Annotated in this window: 22 protein-coding genes; 10 read left to right on the forward strand and 12 right to left on the reverse strand. The window is 62.7% G+C overall.

Going from position 1 to position 16,012, the window contains the following annotated elements; all coding sequences use genetic code 11:
* Positions 1-865: pyridoxal-phosphate dependent enzyme (locus EOC06_RS16405; RefSeq protein ID WP_128308264.1), on the forward strand; the 865-nt coding region annotated here is incomplete at its 5' end.
* On the forward strand, positions 862-1,428 hold the full coding sequence (locus EOC06_RS16410; protein WP_128308265.1) for a DUF1697 domain-containing protein: 567 nt from the start codon (positions 862-864) through the stop codon (positions 1,426-1,428). The genes EOC06_RS16405 and EOC06_RS16410, both read left to right, overlap by 4 nt.
* 8 nt (positions 1,429-1,436) lie before the next feature.
* Here EOC06_RS16410 and EOC06_RS16415 read toward each other — a convergent pair whose 3' ends face one another.
* Both EOC06_RS16415 and gloA read right to left on the reverse strand, forming a co-directional pair.
* Positions 1,437-1,730: a DUF2218 domain-containing protein gene (locus EOC06_RS16415; protein WP_128308266.1), complete on the reverse strand. Its 294-nt coding sequence runs from the start codon at positions 1,728-1,730 to the stop codon at positions 1,437-1,439.
* A 145-nt stretch (positions 1,731-1,875) separates the two neighbouring features.
* Positions 1,876-2,316: a lactoylglutathione lyase gene (gene gloA, locus EOC06_RS16420; RefSeq protein ID WP_127332092.1), complete on the reverse strand. Its 441-nt coding sequence runs from the start codon at positions 2,314-2,316 to the stop codon at positions 1,876-1,878.
* A gap of 217 nt (positions 2,317-2,533) precedes the next feature.
* Here gloA and EOC06_RS16425 point away from each other — a divergent pair, with 217 nt between their 5' ends.
* From EOC06_RS16425 to EOC06_RS16435, 3 genes are read left to right on the forward strand one after another with little or no spacing between them, the layout of a single operon-like run.
* Positions 2,534-3,130 (forward strand): cold-shock protein, encoded by a 597-nt coding sequence (locus EOC06_RS16425; protein ID WP_128308275.1) that lies wholly within the window; start codon positions 2,534-2,536, stop codon positions 3,128-3,130.
* 24 nt (positions 3,131-3,154) lie between these two features.
* Positions 3,155-3,715, forward strand: coding sequence for a DUF192 domain-containing protein (locus tag EOC06_RS16430; protein WP_127382930.1), 561 nt, complete (start codon positions 3,155-3,157; stop codon positions 3,713-3,715).
* A 20-nt stretch (positions 3,716-3,735) separates the two neighbouring features.
* Entirely contained in the window at positions 3,736-4,503 is a 768-nt protein-coding gene (locus tag EOC06_RS16435; RefSeq protein WP_164898616.1) for an alpha/beta fold hydrolase, read from the forward strand.
* A 38-nt stretch (positions 4,504-4,541) separates the two neighbouring features.
* Here EOC06_RS16435 and speB read toward each other — a convergent pair whose 3' ends face one another.
* The 7 genes from speB to EOC06_RS16470 all read right to left on the reverse strand — a co-directional run bounded on the left by speB (position 4,542) and on the right by EOC06_RS16470 (position 10,415).
* Positions 4,542-5,507 carry an agmatinase gene (gene speB / locus EOC06_RS16440; RefSeq protein ID WP_128308268.1) on the reverse strand — a complete coding sequence of 322 codons (966 nt, stop codon included), beginning with the start codon at positions 5,505-5,507 and terminating at the stop codon, positions 4,542-4,544.
* A 12-nt stretch (positions 5,508-5,519) separates the two neighbouring features.
* The gene (locus EOC06_RS16445; protein WP_128308269.1) at positions 5,520-6,290 is read right to left on the reverse strand and encodes a creatininase; all 771 of its coding nucleotides are present in this window, start codon (positions 6,288-6,290) and stop codon (positions 5,520-5,522) included.
* A gap of 12 nt (positions 6,291-6,302) precedes the next feature.
* Entirely contained in the window at positions 6,303-7,010 is a 708-nt protein-coding gene (locus EOC06_RS16450) for an SDR family NAD(P)-dependent oxidoreductase (RefSeq protein ID WP_128308270.1), read from the reverse strand.
* Positions 7,004-7,759: an SDR family NAD(P)-dependent oxidoreductase gene (locus EOC06_RS16455; RefSeq protein WP_128308271.1), complete on the reverse strand. Its 756-nt coding sequence runs from the start codon at positions 7,757-7,759 to the stop codon at positions 7,004-7,006. The genes EOC06_RS16450 and EOC06_RS16455 overlap by 7 nt, the downstream gene beginning before the upstream one ends.
* Positions 7,756-8,526, reverse strand: coding sequence for an ABC transporter ATP-binding protein (locus tag EOC06_RS16460; RefSeq protein ID WP_128308272.1), 771 nt, complete (start codon positions 8,524-8,526; stop codon positions 7,756-7,758). The genes EOC06_RS16455 and EOC06_RS16460 overlap by 4 nt, the downstream gene beginning before the upstream one ends.
* A 10-nt stretch (positions 8,527-8,536) precedes the next feature.
* Complete coding sequence (locus EOC06_RS16465) at positions 8,537-9,319, reverse strand: ABC transporter permease (RefSeq protein ID WP_245466500.1); 783 nt, start codon at positions 9,317-9,319, stop codon at positions 8,537-8,539.
* Positions 9,320-9,422: 103 nt separating this feature from the next.
* A complete protein-coding gene (locus tag EOC06_RS16470) occupies positions 9,423-10,415 on the reverse strand; it encodes an ABC transporter substrate-binding protein (RefSeq protein ID WP_128308273.1) in 993 nt (330 codons plus the stop codon).
* A 121-nt stretch (positions 10,416-10,536) separates the two neighbouring features.
* Here EOC06_RS16470 and EOC06_RS16475 point away from each other — a divergent pair, with 121 nt between their 5' ends.
* Positions 10,537-11,442, forward strand: a complete 906-nt coding sequence (locus EOC06_RS16475) for a LysR family transcriptional regulator (protein ID WP_127268139.1) — start codon at positions 10,537-10,539, stop codon at positions 11,440-11,442.
* 30 nt (positions 11,443-11,472) lie between these two features.
* On the opposite strand, the gene EOC06_RS16480 is transcribed toward EOC06_RS16475, so the two are convergent.
* Positions 11,473-12,078: a hypothetical protein gene (locus EOC06_RS16480; protein ID WP_128308274.1), complete on the reverse strand. Its 606-nt coding sequence runs from the start codon at positions 12,076-12,078 to the stop codon at positions 11,473-11,475.
* A gap of 143 nt (positions 12,079-12,221) precedes the next feature.
* On the opposite strand from EOC06_RS16480, the gene cysE reads away from it, so the two are divergent.
* Together cysE and EOC06_RS16490 are read left to right on the forward strand one after the other, a co-directional pair.
* Entirely contained in the window at positions 12,222-13,070 is an 849-nt protein-coding gene (gene cysE, locus EOC06_RS16485) for a serine O-acetyltransferase (protein ID WP_013531333.1), read from the forward strand.
* A 151-nt stretch (positions 13,071-13,221) separates the two neighbouring features.
* A complete protein-coding gene (locus EOC06_RS16490; RefSeq protein ID WP_013531334.1) occupies positions 13,222-13,425 on the forward strand; it encodes a DUF3126 family protein in 204 nt (67 codons plus the stop codon).
* Between the two features lie 63 nt (positions 13,426-13,488).
* Here the strand turns inward: EOC06_RS16490 and EOC06_RS16495 are convergent, their stop codons facing one another.
* A complete protein-coding gene (locus EOC06_RS16495) occupies positions 13,489-14,214 on the reverse strand; it encodes a hypothetical protein (RefSeq protein WP_127332110.1) in 726 nt (241 codons plus the stop codon).
* Between the two features lie 125 nt (positions 14,215-14,339).
* Between EOC06_RS16495 and EOC06_RS16500 the strand changes: the two genes are divergently transcribed.
* Both EOC06_RS16500 and EOC06_RS16505 read left to right on the forward strand, forming a co-directional pair.
* Complete coding sequence (locus EOC06_RS16500; protein WP_127291442.1) at positions 14,340-14,681, forward strand: hypothetical protein; 342 nt, start codon at positions 14,340-14,342, stop codon at positions 14,679-14,681.
* Between the two features lie 19 nt (positions 14,682-14,700).
* Positions 14,701-15,228: a gamma carbonic anhydrase family protein gene (locus EOC06_RS16505; protein ID WP_127332112.1), complete on the forward strand. Its 528-nt coding sequence runs from the start codon at positions 14,701-14,703 to the stop codon at positions 15,226-15,228.
* 54 nt (positions 15,229-15,282) lie between these two features.
* On the opposite strand, the gene EOC06_RS16510 is transcribed toward EOC06_RS16505, so the two are convergent.
* The gene (locus EOC06_RS16510) at positions 15,283-15,831 is read right to left on the reverse strand and encodes an ankyrin repeat domain-containing protein (protein WP_127332114.1); all 549 of its coding nucleotides are present in this window, start codon (positions 15,829-15,831) and stop codon (positions 15,283-15,285) included.
* Positions 15,832-16,012 lie beyond the last annotated feature (181 nt).

The raw sequence follows: 16,012 nt of genomic DNA on the forward strand, positions 1-16,012 counted from the left end.
CTGCTATCGCGCGGCCCTGGAATTCACCGGCAGTTCCGGCGCCCATATGGTGCCGCCCTTCGATCACAAGGACATTATTGAGGGCCAGGCAACCGTCGCCTACGAGATCGCGGACCAGATGCCGGGCGCCCGCATGCCCGATATCGTCATGCTCCCGGTCGGCGGTGGCGGACTTGCCGCGGGCGTCACCCATTATTTCGCCGATCAGGGCAGGGAAGCACGCTTCGTCTTCTGCGAACCGGCAGGCGCGCCGAGCCTGCGCGAAAGTCTTGCGGCGGGAAAACGGCTCAAGCTCGCCAAGGTCGACAATTTCGTCGATGGCGCCGCGGTGGCCGAGATCGGCCGCGAGCCGTTGCGTCATCTCAAGGATTTTCCGGCCGAAACGGTGCGGCTGATCCCGGAAAACCGGCTCTGCGCCACCATGATCGAAATGCTCAACGTCGAAGGCGTCGTGCTGGAGCCGGCTGGCGCGCTGGCGATCGATGCGCTCAAGGATTTCTCCAAGAAGGAGATCAGGGGCAAGACCATCGTTGCCGTGGTTTCGGGCGGCAATTTCGATTTCGAGCGGCTGCCGGACGTAAAGGAACGGGCGCTGCGCTTCGAGGGGCTGAAGAAATACTTCATCATCCGCTTTCCGCAGCGGCCCGGCGCGCTGCGAGACTTCCTCGAACTGCTCGGGCCCGACGACGACATCGCCCGTTTCGAATATCTGAAGAAATCGGCGCGCAATTTCGGTTCGGTGCTGATCGGCATCGAAACCAAGGACCGCCGCAATTTCGATCTGCTCAAGGCGAAGTTCGAGGCCGAGGGCGTCCAGTATCAGGACATCACCGACAACGAGACATTGGCCGGTTTCATCATATGAGCGGCAAGGAGGCAGGAAAAATCTTCGTCGCGCTGTTTTCCGGCATCAATGTCGGCGGCAACCGCATCGTCAAAATGGCGGAGCTGCGGTCGTTCTTCGAGGATCTCGGCTTTTCCGATGTCGCCACCTACGTGCAGAGCGGCAATGCCGTGTTCCGGGCGAAGAAGGGCGACGCAGCGACACTGGCGAAACAGATCGAAGCAGCCTTCGAGAAGAAATGGGGTTTTTATTCGCGCATCATGGTGCGCGATCTTTCCTGGTTCGAGCGGCTGGTGAACGAAAACCCTTACCCGGAAGTTGCCGGGGACCATACCAAGCTGCATGCCTATGTGCTGGAGCGCGAGCCGACAGCGGACGAGGTGGCGCGACTGACCGAAAAGTGCACCGGCCCCGAACGCTTCGAGATCAAGGGCGATGTGCTCTACTTGCACGCGCCGGACGGGCTGGGCAAATCGGTGTTTGCCGGGCTGATCCCGCGCACGCTGAAAGTGCCGGGTACCGCGCGCAACTGGCGCTCGGTGCAGGCGCTGCTGGAGATGGCCGCTCCGGCCGGTGGGAAGTAAGTCGCCGCCTAAGCTGCCGGAGCGGATTTCCAGTCGAAGGTCAGTTCTTCGCGGAAAGCAAAGCGCTTGATGTGATCGGCGACAACGCCTTCCAGGCGCTCGATCGATCCTGCTTCGTCAGTCGACACCGTGATATGCAGTGTCGCCGCATCGGCATCCATGACGGTACGGCCCATTGAGAGATCGATGGTGCCGTGGGTGGGATCGAACTCGACCGGGAATTTGTGCGCCCAGTGCTTGCACAGCTGCTGCAGGTAGCGGCTGGCATGTTCGGTGGTGACGTCGGCATGGCTGGTCGGCATGAATTCTCCTGGGCAAGCGCCTGTTGCATGGCTGGGCGCCGGCCCAAGCCTGGCGCCTCAGCCAGACAGATAGGCGCCGCCCCTGAAAAACCAAACGGTACTGGGCCGTCAGCCTGGTATTGTCCGCTCAAGACAGCGTGATCGGCTACCAGCTTCCGGTGTTCGCCATCGAAGCCCAGGGCTCCGCCTTGGCCTTGGCCGGGCCTTTCTGCAGAAGCTCGATCGAGATGCCGTCCGGCGACTTGACGAAAGCCATGTTGCCGTCGCGCGGCGGCCGGTTGATGATGACGCCATTGTCCATCAGGTGCTGGCAGGTGGCGTAGATATCGTCGACCTCGTAGGCGAGGTGGCCGAAATTGCGTCCGCCCTTGTAGTCTTCCGGATCCCAATTGTAGGTCAGTTCGACCAGCGGTGCCTTGTCGGCGATGCCGCTTTGCTCGTCTTCGGAGGCCGCGAGGAAGATCAGCGTGAAGCGGCCTTGCTCGTTTTCGTAGCGGCGCACTTCCTTGAGGCCGAGCTTGTTGCAGTAGAAGTCGAGCGAGGCATCGACGTCGGTGACGCGGATCATGGTGTGCAGATAGCGCATGTGATTTCCTCGATAAATTGCGTTGCGGCGCAACATAGGGTCGGCCCTGTCAAAGGGCAATCGTGCGGCGGTGCGCAATGCCGGCAAAGAACAAATCCGGTATTGCCCAAATGAACCGTGAAAAAAGGCACGGCAGGTCTTGCACAGACCGGAAGCCGCAGTGTTAATCTGTTGGCAAGAATCAGTTGCGGTGTTCTTGAAAAAAGGGGGCATTCTTATGGGGGAAAAGGCCTCTTTGACGGGGCGGGACGGACCCCTCGGCGACGCCTTGCAGCGTGACGAAGGCGGCGATGCCGCGGACTTGCTCGAAATAGCCGGCGCCATCAAGTGGTTCGATGTGGCCAAGGGCTATGGTTTCATTTTGCCGGATGACGGCATTTCCGGCGATATCCTCCTCCATGTGACATGTCTTCGAAGGGATGGCTTTCAGACGGCCCTGGAGGGCGCACGCGTGGTCTGCCGCGTCAAACATGGCGACCGCGGATTGCAGGCCTTCCGGGTGCTCTCTATGGACGTCACCACCGCGGTCCACCCGGCCGAGATGCAGGAGCAGCGCACCCATGTCGCGGTGACGCCTGAGAGCGGTCTCGAACGCGCCCTGGTGAAATGGTTCAACCGCACCAAGGGGTTTGGTTTTCTCACCCGCGGCGAGGGCACCGAGGACATCTTCGTCCATATGGAGACCTTGCGCCGCTACGGTATCACCGAGCTTCGGCCGGGGCAGGTCGTGCTGGTTCGTTTCGGACGCGGCGACAAAGGCCTTATGGCCGCCGAAATTCACCCCGATATGGGGACCTTGCCGGTCTCGCACTAGGGCGTTTCCGGCCGAGGATTTCGAATGGCTTACAGGAACTGGCTGACCGCGGGCGCGATGTGCGCGATTGCCTTCATCGCCGCCGCCGGTGGTTACTTCTATTCCGAAAAGCCGACCTCGGCGGACAGCCGGGCGATGATCCTTCCGGCCGATCCGACGCCATTGGTCGTGGTGACGAAAGGCGGTGATCGCTCTTTTTCCATCGAAGTCGCCGACACCGCCGCGGAGCGCGAGGCCGGCTTGATGTACCGCCAGGACATGGCGGACAACCACGGCATGCTGTTCGTCTTCGAGGTCCAGCAGCAGGTCGGCTTCTGGATGCACAACACGCCAATGCCGCTCGATCTGATTTTCGTCGGCCAGGATGGCAAGATCCGGGCGGTCAAGCACGGCGAGCCGCAATCGGACGCCGTCATTTCGCCCGGTGTACCGGTGCGCTTCGTGCTCGAGCTCAAGGCCGGCACCGCCGCCAGGAACGGCATCGAGTATGGCGACCTTTTGCGCCATCCGGCCGTGGGCACGGTATCCGGCCCCGGCATGCCACCAGCCGACAATGGCGATGCGCCCAATGGCGGTGGCGGTTGAGCACGCAGGCGGGATCGCAGATGCAGTTTTTCACCCATGACGGCTTCGACCTTGCCTTCCTCGACCGCCAGCCGGAATCGGGCGAGGGCGATCCGGTGCTGATGATCCATGGCTTCGCCTCGAGCCATTATGTCAACTGGGTGTCGCCCGGCTGGTTCAAGACGCTGAACGGTGCCGGCTACCGCGCCATCGCCTTCGACAATCGCGGCCACGGCTCGTCGTCGAAGAGCTATGAGGAGGCCGACTACACGCCGGTCAAGATGGCTTCCGATGCCGCCGCCTTGCTCGGCCATCTCGGCATCGAGCGCGCTCATGTCATGGGCTATTCGATGGGTGCGCGCATCGCGGCATTCATGGCGCTGTCCGATCCGGACAAGGTGGCGACGCTGGTCTTCGGCGGTCTCGGCATCGGCATGGTCGACGGTGTCGGCGATTGGGATCCGATCGCCGCCGCCCTGCTTGCCGATGATCCGGCCGCCACCAGCCATCCGCGCGGCCGGTCGTTTCGCGCCTTCGCCGACCAGACCCGCAGCGATCGCCGTGCCTTGGCCGCTTGCATCGCCAAATCGCGCGAATTGCTGAGCGAGCAGGATATCGCCCGCATCGCCCAGCCGACGCTTGTCGCCGTCGGAACGACCGACGACATTGGCGGCTCGCCCGATGAGCTTGCAGCGTTGATGCCGAACGCCAGCGCCTTTCACATCGATGGCCGGGATCATATGCTGGCCGTCGGGGACAAGACCTTCAAGCAGCGCGTGCTGGAGTTCTATGCCGAGAATCCGCTTTGAGCGGACGGCGATGCATCAGGCGGATTTGATACTTGTGCTCAGTCCGGCGCTCTCGCTGCTTGAACCGACTTCGCCATCACGCACAGCAGCTCGAACATCATCGTCGCGCCGGCGAGCGCCGTCATTCCACCTAGGTCGAAAGGCGGCGCCACCTCCACGACGTCGGCGCCTACAATGGTCAATCCATCGAGCAGGCGGACCATTTCCTGGGCCTCGCGGGTGGTGAAGCCGCCTAACTCGGGCGTACCGGTCCCGGGGGCCATCGATGGGTCGATGCAGTCGATGTCGAAGGTGACATAAACAGGATTGTTTCCAACGATGCCGCGCGCCTCTTCCATGACGCTGGCCGCGCCTCGCCTGACGAACTCCTCCATGTAGATGATACGGATGCCCTGAGCGACCGCCCAGTCATGTTCGCCGGGTTCGTATATCGAGCCGCGGATGCCGATCTGGACGACGCGCTTGGGATCGAGCAGTCTCTCTTCGATGGCGCGGCGGAACGGCGTGCCATGCGTATAGGGATTGTCGCCAAAATAACGGTCATTGGTGTCGGAGTGCGCGTCGAAATGGATCATGCCGACGGGCGCCTTGCGGGCTACGGCGCGCAACACCGGTAACGTCGTCAGATGATCGCCGCCCGCTGCAAGCGGAATGGCGCCCACTGCCACGATCGCCGCGATGCCGTCCTCGATGCGCTTCAGCCCGTCCAGCAGGTTGATCGGATTGACCGAGAGATCGCCGACATCGGCGACATTGGCGATGCTGAATGGCTCGGTCCCCGAGACGTGATGGGCGCGTCGCATCAGGCTCGACTGGTTGCGGATCTCGCGCGGGCCATGCCGCGCACCGGCTCGATTGGTGGTGCCGCCGTCCCACGGTATGCCGACGAGCGCGATGTCGAGCCCTTCCGCGCTTGCCACGGCCGGCAGTCTCATGAAGGTCGAAAGTCCGGCGAAGCGAGGCACGGCGGAGGCGTCGATCGGCTGGAAGAAATTGCTGCTCATGGTGTCGGCACCTCAGAAGAATTCGCGTTTGACGATTTCCGCAATGCGGGTCTCGCAGTCGTCGAGCAGCCACCGGCCTTTTTCGGCCGATGAGCCCTCGGTCAGCGACAGCACGCCGGATGGCGGCACTTCCTCTGCCGGCTTGGGATAGCGATCATATGGCCTGAACTGCGCCGGGCCGTCATGCAGTGCCTTGCCGAGGTCGACGAGCTCGGGACGCAGCGCCAGCATCATCGAGGTTTCGATGACGCTCGCATGTTCCAGCTCGATGCCGGGATAACCGTCGGGGAACACTTTCGCCAGCGTCTCTGTGCGCACCATTTCCCAATGATCGATGCGCAGGATCGTCAGATCCGCCGCACGCTCGCGGCCGATGGCGTCGAGCGCCAGTTCGATGCCTTCGATCGACGGGCCGATGTTCTCGTAGTGGCCGTTGAGGACGACGATGCGCCGGACCTTCTGGCGATAGAGATCGCAGATCACATCCTTGACCAGCAGCGAAAACGTATGCGCCGTGATGTTGATCGTGCCGGGGAAGGCCGGGCCGCCGCCTGTTCTCGGCTGCGAGCGGTTGCCGTAGGCAATGGTCGGCGCGACGAGGCCGCCAACCTGCTTCGCCACCGTCTCGGCGATGGCGGTGGGAAGCACAACATCGACGTTCATCGCCATGTGGTGGCCGTGCTGTTCGGTCGAGCCGAGCGGCAGGAAGATGGGAGCGCCGCCGGCGATCCGCTTCTCGGCTTCGGGCCATGGCAGTTCAGCGAGGAAAACTCGGTCTTTCATGATCATCTCGTTTCAAAGCATCGCCGCGCCACCATTGGCGCCCAGGCATTGTCCGGTGAAGAAGGTGGCGCCGGGGCCGGCAAGGAAGACCACCGCGGAGGCTATCTCATCCGGGCGGCCGATCCGCCCCAGCGGGTGTGTTGTTTCAAGCGCGCGCTGGCTCTCGTTCAGCGCCTCGAAACCGAGAAGCGGCGTGTCGGTTGGCCCCGGCGCCACGGCGTTGACCAGTATGCGAGGCGCAAGTTCGCGCGCCCAGGATCGGGTCAGGCCGAGCAATGCGGCCTTGGTCGCGCAATAGACCGAGGCGCTCGCCCGGCCGAGATAGGCAAGCTCGGAGGCGATGTTGATGATGCGGCCGCCATCGGGAAGGTACGGCAGGACTTCCCGCGACACGATGATGGCGCCGCGCACATTGACGGCAAACATGCGGTCGACATGGTCGAGCGAAATCGCGCCAAGCGGTGCTTCCTGCAGGATGCCGGCATTGTTGACCAGGATGTCGTAGCCGCCGATCCGTTGCGCGCCCTGCTTGACCGCGGCAATGATGTCGGCCTCATTGGCAAGGTCGCAGGCAAGGATCGGGATATCGCCTTCAGATGCCTTGAGATCGAAGCCGAGAACCATGGCTCCGGCGTCCCGTAAGGCGAGCGCGGTCGCGCGGCCGATGCCGCTGGCCGCACCGGTGACCAGCGCGCGTTTTCCGTGCAATGGAGTTACCAAGGCACTTCTCCCCTGTCGACGCCGAGCGACTGCCCGGTGATGTTGGCCGCGAGATCCGACGCCAGGAACAGATAGGTGCCGGCCATGTCGGCCGGCTCCATCAGGCCGGGCAGGGCTTGCGCGCCAACGATGTCTTCGAGCAGTGCTGCTTCACTGACGGCGCCTTGCTCGGCCATCCGGCCAAGCGAGCGCATCGATGCTTCCGTGCGGACCCATCCCGGACAGACCGCATTGACGCGGATGCCCCTCGATCCAAGTTCCTTGGCCCAGGTTTTCGTCAGGCCGATGATGGCGTGCTTGGAGGCGACGTAGGCGCCGAACCGCGCTTCGGCGACGCGGCCCCAGATCGAGGCGGTGTTGATGATCGAAGCGCCCGCCTGCATGCGCGGCAAGGCGCGCGCGGTGACAAGCGCCGTGCCGATGACGTTGATCTCGATGATGCGCCGGAAGGCGGCTTCGGCCTCGTCGCTGCTGTCGGTGATCGGCGTCATCAGCTCGAGGCCGGCATTGTTGATGAGCACGTCGATCCGGGAGATCGGTTCGAGGGCCGCGCCGACCGCCTCGCGGTCGGCGATGTCGGCCTCCGTGCCTGTGGCGCCCAAGTCGTGGGCCCGTTCGTGCACGGCCGCGTCGTTGGCAATGAGGTGCAGGCTGGCGCCGGCCTGGGCGAAGCCCTTGGCGATGCCGAGCCCGATGCCTCGGCTCGCTCCGGTGATCACGACCGTCTTTCCGGAAAAGGAGAGGCTCATACGACCACTCCGGTTTCGTTGCGGATCAGATGCAGGACCTTGTTGCGCAGCTCGAAGAATTTCTGGGTTTCGCGAATCTCCAGCGGCCGGTCCGGGCCAAGCTCTGCCGCCACGTCGATATCGGCGACGATCGAGGCTGGACGGCGCGAGAACAGGATGATCCGGTCGGCGAGAAATACGGCTTCTTCGACGTCGTGGGTGACGAAGATGATGGTCTTTTCCTCGCGGATCTGGATCTGCCGCAGCTCGACCTGAAGCCGCTCGCGCGTCAGCGCGTCGAGCGCGCCGAAGGGCTCGTCCATCAACAGCACGTCCGAACCCGCGGCGAGCGTGCGGGCTATGGCCACGCGCTGGCGCATGCCTCCCGAGATACGGTTTGGATAGGAGTCGGCAAAGTCTGCGAGCCCGAACAGCTTGAGATAATGGCTGATACGCTCGGCTCTTTCGGTGGCACCAAGGTCCTTCCTGTAGCGCATGCCGAAGGCAATGTTGTTTTTGACAGTCAGCCAGGGAAACGACGAATAGGACTGGAACACCATGCCGCGCCGACGGTCCGGCCTGACCACCTTTTCCCCGCCAAGCAGGATCGAGCCCGAACTCGGTTCGTCGAGGCCACCGACCATGCGCATCAAGGTGGTCTTGCCGCAGCCCGATGGGCCGAGAAAAACGACCAGCGAATTGCGCTCGAGGCCAAGACTGGTGTTTCGCACGACATCGACGGGGCCGAAGGACTTGGCCGTGTCGACGAATTGAACATATCCGGTCATGTCATGCTCCTCACAGATACCGGAACAGCCGGCGGTGAAGCAGGCGCAAAAGCTGGTCGGTGACAAGGCCGATCAGCCCGATGACGACGACGCCGGCCATGACCTCAGGCGTCTTGACGAAGCGCCGGGCCGTCCAGATCACGTAGCCGATGCCGGAATCGGCGGCGACGATCTCGGCGATGATCAGATAGGTCCAGCACCAGCCGAGCGTGATGCGCAGATTGTCGAGCAGCGTCGGCCCCATCCAGCGCAGGGCGACGTCGACCATGACTTGCCTCGAATTGGCGCCGACGGTGCGCGCGACCTCGACGAACTCCTGCGGCACGCGCCGCATGTCGTCGGCGACGAGCAGCACGAGCTGGAAGAACGTCCCCAGCCAGAGCAGGAAGATCTTGGTCTCCTCGCCGACGCCGAACCAGATGATGGACAGCGGCACGAGTGCGGGGACCGGCAGGTAGCGGATGAAATCGATCATCGGCTCCAGGGCGGCGCCGACGATCCGGTAGCTGCTCATCATGATGCCGATCGGGATCGCCATGACGGCGGCCAGCAGGAACGCGATCCAGACACGGGTGGTCGAGACCGCTACGTGCCAGAGCAGGTTCTGCTCGGTCAGCATCGTCCACAGCGCGACGACGACGCGGCTCGGCGACGGCAGGAACTGCGGCGCGATGATGCCCGCGCGCGCCGCCAGCTCCCACAGGGCAATAACGAGCGCAGCCGCAGCGACACTGACGGCGAACTCCAGCATCGGCGATCCGCGACCGCGGAAGACGAACAGGCTGCTGAACAAATCATTATCCCCGGATGATCGAAAGAACGGCCGTCACCGGCGCGAGCCGGAATGACATCGCTGCCGACAGCCGAGACAAGCTGCCGGCCCGGCCGCGCGCCCGCTATTTCGCCGGGATCTTGTTGATCGCCGAATTGTCGATCTGGTCGGCCGCCACCAGTCTGTTGTCGGCGGCGCCGTTCTCCAGGTTTAGATCCATCACCGTGTCGAATATCCCGTGCAACGTGCCTTTTTCTCCCGGCTTGCCCATGTAGGCCAGGGATTCTGCAAGCGTCGTGTAGGACAGGCTGGAGTTGACGATGTCGGTCACTTCGGCAGGCGTCAGGCCGAAATGCTTGGACGCCATGTCGGCGAATTTTTCCGGCTCGGCCTTGATGAAATCGACCGCCTCATAGATGCAGCCGAGGAATTTTGCGTATTTGTCGGGGTTCGCCTTGAAGTCGTCGTTGCGGGCGATGATCGCGTCGATGATGATGCCGCGATGATCCTTGGACGAGATCAGCATGCGGGCACCGGTGCGGGTCGAGGCCTTCAGCGCCTGCGACATGAACGGTTCGTAGGTCGCGATCGCCGCGATCGATTCATCGACGAAAACCGCACCCGTATCGGCCGTCGCGATGTCCTTGATCTGCAGATCCTTCAGCGACAGGCCCGCCTGCTTCAGCTCCATCTGCAACAGCAGGCGCGAGGGGATGTTGGGCTCGGCCGCGACAACCTTGCCCTTGAGATCGGCAACCGACTTGATCTTGTCATCGGTGATGACGCCGTCGCCACCGACGGATTCGTCGATCGTGCCGATGATGATGCCGGGCGTCGAGGCGTCGCGCGGGCGGCCCTGATATTCGCCGACCGAGCGCATCTGCATCTCGATGTTGCCGCGCGCCATCGCCGCCATGACGTTGGTCAGGTCATCCTCGAACTTGATGCTGACATCAAGGCCCTTGGCGGTGAAGCAGCCAAGGTCGCTGGCGATATGGACAGGCGCAAATCCCAGCCATGTCGGCGCCAGGATGCGGATCTGGTCGGCGCTGAGGGCGAGCTGCGAACTGGCGAGCAGCAGGGCTGCGGACAAGGCGGTGCCGAGTAACGGTTTCATGATTGTTCCCCAATTTTGTTCCGTACAGGCTCGCGATTTCTGACATTGATGTAAATGAGTTTATTTAGAACGATACATCGAATAACATCGATGTATCGTTCTGTGCATCATGGGGAATGGCATGCGCCGGCTGGACAATATCGATATCCGCCTGCTGCGCGTTTTCGTGGCGCTGGCCGATTCAGGCGGGTTCGCCGCTGCGCAAATCACGCTCAACCTGTCACAGCCGACGCTGAGCACGCATCTGGCGGAGCTGGAGAAACGCATCGGTGCCCAACTCTGCCATCGCGGGCGCAAGCAATTCCGCCTGACCGAGGTTGGACAGGCAACCTACGATGCGGCGCAGAGGCTGTTCCGCGACCTTGACGATTTCGGACATCGCATCAATGCAGCCAGCGGCAGCCTGTCGGGCCGCTTGCGGGTCGGCACGTCGGATGGGGTCTTCACCAGTGGCGAACTGGGTATCCAGCACGCGCTCAGCCGCTTCATGGGGCCCGATTCCGACGTCTTCATCGACCTTTCGGTGGGTACGCCGTCCGAACTCGAGCAACAAGTTGCCGATGGCGGTCGCGACGTTGTCATCGGGCCGCTGTCGCAGAAAGCGCCTGGGGTTGTCTATCGCGACTATTGCGGCGAACCGCATCTTCTCTATTGCGGCCGCCGGCATCCGCTCTTTGCGATGCCCGATTCAAGGATCGATCAAGGCGCCGTCGATGCCGCGCGGTTCTCGGTGCGCAGCTATCGACATTTCGACGACCTCTACCTGGTCGGCCATCCCAAGGCGAGTGCATCGGTCGTGCACATGGAAGCGCAGTTGATGCTGATCCTGTCGGGCAACTTCATCGGCTTTCTGCCGTGCCATTTTGCCGATCCCTGGGTCGCGGCCGGAGACATGCGGGCCATCAAGCCAAGGGCCTATTCGTTCAGTTCCATACACCGCGTCGCCTATCGCAAGACCGACGCCCAGCGCTCGCTTGTTCAGGCGTTTCTCGGTGCATTGTTCGATGCAACGCCCGTGGCCGGATAGGGCGACATGCAAGCGCGCCACCGGCGAAGATCACAAAGGGCTTTGCAGGGCCTGCAATGACCGCGTCATGTTTTCCCTGGCCTGCGGTTCGCAGCGCTGGCGAAACTCTTCAGTGTGGAAGATATGCGGGCGGGCGAGGAAGCTCTTCAAGACCGCACTGCGTCCGGCTCGCCACATCGGCTCCTCCACCCAGTGATACTCGCGCCGCACGGCGCGCTCATAGGCGTCGAAGGCGTCCGGCGCGGCTCCCAGGATCGACAGGTCCATATCCAGGAAAAGACTTGCGTCCCGTGTGGCCGCCGCGTCTTCGAACGGCGGCACCTGGTGCGTGGCGGTGGCGACGATCATTGCCGAGATGCGGTTAAGGCGTGAAGGATTTGCGCGGCCCGCCAGCTTTTTCTCGGCAAGGGCCGCACTTTGCGCCTCATTGTCCTTGGCCTTGCTGTCGTAGATGGCATCGTGGAACCAGATCGCCGCTTCGATCGCCTCGGGGTCGCCGAGCAATTCTCGACAGTCGCCAGCGAGCGCCAGCATTGCCTCGATATGGGAAAGGTTATGATAGTGGCGGCCTGGCGCCCGGTAGAGAGCCGAAAGCTCGCTTTTCAGCGCGTCGTCGATCAAGGGTTCGTTTTCCATGGCTGCTTGAATTCCCGCGAACCAAATCCATTTGACAAAGCACTAAGGAAAATTGAGTTCAATCGTGCTATGATCTGGCTTATATGTGCGGCTTGGCAACAGGCACAACAGGCAAGCCAGGCAGGACGCAGGACGAGACGGCGATGAACAGCATCAGCATTTCCCGACACAGCGCATTGAAGCCGGTCGATCCGATCTGGCGTTCGATCCGCGACGAGGCCATGGAGGCTGTCAACCGCGACCCGCTGCTCGCTGCATTCCTCTATTCGACCATCCTCAACCAGGACAGCCTGGAAGAAGCAGTCATTCACCGGCTGGCCGAGCGGCTGGCGCACCAGGACATCGGCTCCGACCTCATCCGCCAGACCTTCAAGTCCATGCTGGCCGACGACAAGGAGTGGCCGACGACGGTGCGTGTCGACATCCAGGCCTATTACGATCGCGATCCGGCTTGCGATCGCTTCATCATGCCTGTGCTCTATTTCAAGGGTTTCCACGCCATCCAGACCCATCGGCTGGCGCATTGGCTGTGGAATCAGGGGCGCAAGGATTTCGCGCTCTACCTGCAGAGCCGCTCGTCTTCGGTGTTCCAGACCGACATCAACCCGGCCGCCCGCATCGGCAAGGGCATCTTCATCGACCATGCCACCGGCCTCGTGGTCGGCGAGACCGCTGTCATCGAGGATGACGTGTCGATCCTGCATGGCGTGACGCTGGGCGGCACCGGCAAGGCCGGTGGCGACCGCCACCCCAAGATCCGCTACGGCGTGCTGATCGGCGCCGGCGCCAAGATCCTCGGCAACATCGAAATCGGCCATTGCTCGAAGATAGCCGCCGGCTCGGTGGTGCTGTCGCCTGTGCCGCACAACAAGACAGTTGCCGGCGTGCCGGCCCGCGTCGTCGGCGAGACCGGCTGCGATCAGCCGTCGCGCCAGATGGACCAGCTTCTGCCGTCGCAGACGATGGATCAGGTCGTCAGCTTCGACATCTGATTTTCACGGCGCCGTCGTCTGCTGTCGGATTCCGGCCGCGGGCAGGAGCGGGCGGTTGTCTCGCCTTATCAGGCCGCTTGCCTTTACATCGCCATTGTCGACGTGCCAGAAGCGCGTTCGAACGAGCAAGCCCGATGATCGGAGAAGACTGTTGAAGCCGGACGAAATCAGAAAGCTGGACGCCTATTTCAAGCGCGTCTTCCAGAACCCCAAGCTCGAGGTCAAGGCGCGGCCGCGCAAGGACGATTCGGCCGAGGTCTATGTCGGCGACGAATTCCTCGGCATCGTCTTCAAGGACGAGGACGACGGCGACTACAATTTTTCGATGGCAATTCTCGACATCGATTTGGCCTGAGCCAGCAAATCTTGCGGTCGGTCGGCTCCATGCGGCCGGCCAGCCGGTTCCCTTGAAGCGTTCTTAGCGTCCCGCCTTCAGAACGCGCCCCGCTTCGGTGGCGATTGCCGCGTCGAGCGCCTGCCAATCGCCCAGAAACTCCCTTGGGAAGCGATAGGTGAGGCTGAGTTGGTCGCCGACCTGGATGTCGCGCTCGCAAGGCGCCAGTGATTGGTCGGCACTCGGTCCGCTCAGGCAACGGGCCACAAACGGCTCCTTGCCGGGGCGATTGCCGACAACCAGCACCTCGTTCAGATAGCCTGATTTCTCGTTAAAATCATAAATCATCGTGCCGCCAGGTCCGGCAATGCCGGGTTGGGTGATCAACGCGCTGTAGATCGGCGCGAAGCGGCCACTCATGTCACGCGACATCATCTGCTGTTCGAAGGACAGGAAGACGATGCTTTTGGCTGTCCCCGTATGGTTGAAATCATCCCGCGCGGCCTCGCTGTAGCCGTCCATCTGGGGATAGCGCAGATAGAGGTCGAGCCGCGAGGCGATGCCGTCGCGCCGGGCCTGGGCGAAACGGATGGCGTTGGCCGGGACCGTGATGACATTGTTGCCGATCACCACCTGGTGCATCGTTGCGTCGTCGGTGTATCCGGCCATGGCGATCGAATGGCCAAACCATTTGCCTGCAAGGCTGATCGCTGCTGAAAGCAGGGCCAGCGCCGCGAATCCGTAGAGCACCCGCTTCATCAGCGTGGAATCGACCACGGTGAGTTCGTTGGCGAGCGCTGCCTGCTTCATCTCAGTCCTCGGATCTCGGGCCGCCCGTCCGCCTCCAGTGTCCCTGGGCGGCACACATCGTACGGCACGGCTCTTGCAGCCTGCGTGGAACGACTGTGCAATTTCATGGTAAATGGAAAGTTAAGATGGGACCGCTGGAACTCACACTCTTTGCTTTTGCCGTCGGGTTGACGGCCTGCGGGCTGGCCGGATCGGCTATGGAACTGGTGTCGGGCCGCAAGGTCGCCTTCACCGAACCCTATGTGTCGCCGTCACATGTCTTGCGCTCGCTGCTCGCCACGGCCTGTGCCGGACCCTTCATGCTGGTCAATGATGCCATCGATGCCCGGCGTCAGCGCCGCATTTCAACGTTGGCGCTGATGTCCTGCGGCTGCACGGCAATTGCGTGGACCTTGGCGCTGGGCGTCGTCGTGCTTGCCATTGCCTCATGGACGGTCCGTCTCCTAGGGTCCGAGCTGCCAGGCTGAGACGATTCGGAGACCAGAAATGCCGCTTTATGCGATCGATGGAACAGAGCCCAGCTTCGCCGATGCGGATTCGAACTGGATCGCGCCCGATGCGACGCTGATCGGCGACGTCAGGGTCGGACGCAATGCCGGCTTCTGGTTCGGCGCCGTCATCCGCGGCGACAATGAGCCCATCGTCATCGGCGCCGACACCAATGTGCAGGAACATACTGTCATGCACACCGATCCCGGCTTCCCGCTGACGATCGGGGAAGGCTGCACGATCGGCCACCGCGCCTTGCTGCATGGCTGCACGATCGGTGACAACAGCCTGATCGGCATGGGCGCCATCGTGCTGAACGGCGCGAAAATCGGCAGAAATTCTCTGGTTGGCGCCGGCGCGCTGGTCACCGAAGGCAAGGAATTCCCGGACAATTCGCTGATCGTCGGCTCGCCTGCCAAGGCGATCAGGGTGCTGGACGACGCGGCCGTTGCAAGGTTGCGCGGTTCGGCGGCGCACTACGTTGCCAACGGCAAGCGCTTCCAGGCGGGGTTGAAGAAGGTCTGAGGTCAGCCTGGCATTTGCTGGCGGTGGTTTCGTCGCGCCCCAACTCACTGTCCGTCAGTTGCGCCCGGCCATCGCATCGCGCAGCAAGGAAGCACCGCCTTCAAAGCCGGCAATCTCGGCTTCCTCGATCGCGGTCCTGTAGTCATCGATGCGGGTTTCGAGCACCGGGTCGGCGCCCGCCGCCAAAAGCAGGCCGATCGCATCGACACTGCGGATGGCCACCGAATAGTGCAGCGGCGTCCAGTCGTTGACGCCCCGCATGTTGGGGTCGGCGCCAGCTTCGATCAGCACCCGCACGATGTCCAGCCTATCGGCGCGATCGGTGGACAGCGCCGCAATGATGGACGGAAACCCGCCATGATCCCTGTAATTCGGATCCGAGCCCGCATCGAGCAAGGTCGAGATGAAGCCGACGGGGCTCCAATAGATCGCATATTCCAGCGGATGCCCGAGGCCGAGCTCGAACGGCATGCGCTCGTCGAACCAGCGGGAAGAGCCGCCCAACGCCACGCCGAGGCCCTCGAAGTCGCCGGCCTTGAAGGCATCGTCGATAGCCTTGAACAGGCGATGGCGCTCGCATCGGTCTTCCGGGATTTCCAACATGGCCGTGATCCAGAAGGCGAAAACCAACGGGCTATAGTGCCTCGATCTTCCGTGCGTGGGAAGGCGGGACGATTCGACTGAATGAGATTGGGATCTTCCAGCCTACCGCAGGCTGATTGGTTTTCGAGTCTCCGCCAGAAATGGCGGAGCCGGCCCGGGGACGGGGCCGGCTCCTTTCACC

This window comes from Mesorhizobium sp. M7A.F.Ca.MR.362.00.0.0 (assembly GCF_004023175.1).
In the GTDB taxonomy this organism is placed as follows: domain Bacteria; phylum Pseudomonadota; class Alphaproteobacteria; order Rhizobiales; family Rhizobiaceae; genus Mesorhizobium.

What these genes read in the sequence shown, in the direction of transcription:
- EOC06_RS16445 (WP_128308269.1), bottom strand. Translation starts at nt 6,290, where the DNA reads ATGAAAGACCGAGTTTTCCTCGCTGAACTGCCATGGCCCGAAGCCGAG.
- EOC06_RS16425 (WP_128308275.1), top strand. Translation starts at nt 2,534, where the DNA reads ATGGGGGAAAAGGCCTCTTTGACGGGGCGGGACGGACCCCTCGGCGAC.
- EOC06_RS16480 (WP_128308274.1), bottom strand. Translation starts at nt 12,078, where the DNA reads ATGGAAAACGAACCCTTGATCGACGACGCGCTGAAAAGCGAGCTTTCG.
- EOC06_RS16500 (WP_127291442.1), top strand. Translation starts at nt 14,340, where the DNA reads ATGGGACCGCTGGAACTCACACTCTTTGCTTTTGCCGTCGGGTTGACG.
- EOC06_RS16470 (WP_128308273.1), bottom strand. Translation starts at nt 10,415, where the DNA reads ATGAAACCGTTACTCGGCACCGCCTTGTCCGCAGCCCTGCTGCTCGCC.
- EOC06_RS16495 (WP_127332110.1), bottom strand. Translation starts at nt 14,214, where the DNA reads ATGAAGCAGGCAGCGCTCGCCAACGAACTCACCGTGGTCGATTCCACG.
- gloA (WP_127332092.1), bottom strand. Translation starts at nt 2,316, where the DNA reads ATGCGCTATCTGCACACCATGATCCGCGTCACCGACGTCGATGCCTCG.
- EOC06_RS16415 (WP_128308266.1), bottom strand. Translation starts at nt 1,730, where the DNA reads ATGCCGACCAGCCATGCCGACGTCACCACCGAACATGCCAGCCGCTAC.
- EOC06_RS16430 (WP_127382930.1), top strand. Translation starts at nt 3,155, where the DNA reads ATGGCTTACAGGAACTGGCTGACCGCGGGCGCGATGTGCGCGATTGCC.
- EOC06_RS16475 (WP_127268139.1), top strand. Translation starts at nt 10,537, where the DNA reads ATGCGCCGGCTGGACAATATCGATATCCGCCTGCTGCGCGTTTTCGTG.
- EOC06_RS16510 (WP_127332114.1), bottom strand. Translation starts at nt 15,831, where the DNA reads ATGTTGGAAATCCCGGAAGACCGATGCGAGCGCCATCGCCTGTTCAAG.
- EOC06_RS16460 (WP_128308272.1), bottom strand. Translation starts at nt 8,526, where the DNA reads ATGACCGGATATGTTCAATTCGTCGACACGGCCAAGTCCTTCGGCCCC.
- EOC06_RS16410 (WP_128308265.1), top strand. Translation starts at nt 862, where the DNA reads ATGAGCGGCAAGGAGGCAGGAAAAATCTTCGTCGCGCTGTTTTCCGGC.
- cysE (WP_013531333.1), top strand. Translation starts at nt 12,222, where the DNA reads ATGAACAGCATCAGCATTTCCCGACACAGCGCATTGAAGCCGGTCGAT.
- EOC06_RS16505 (WP_127332112.1), top strand. Translation starts at nt 14,701, where the DNA reads ATGCCGCTTTATGCGATCGATGGAACAGAGCCCAGCTTCGCCGATGCG.
- EOC06_RS16435 (WP_164898616.1), top strand. Translation starts at nt 3,736, where the DNA reads ATGCAGTTTTTCACCCATGACGGCTTCGACCTTGCCTTCCTCGACCGC.
- speB (WP_128308268.1), bottom strand. Translation starts at nt 5,507, where the DNA reads ATGAGCAGCAATTTCTTCCAGCCGATCGACGCCTCCGCCGTGCCTCGC.
- EOC06_RS16455 (WP_128308271.1), bottom strand. Translation starts at nt 7,759, where the DNA reads ATGAGCCTCTCCTTTTCCGGAAAGACGGTCGTGATCACCGGAGCGAGC.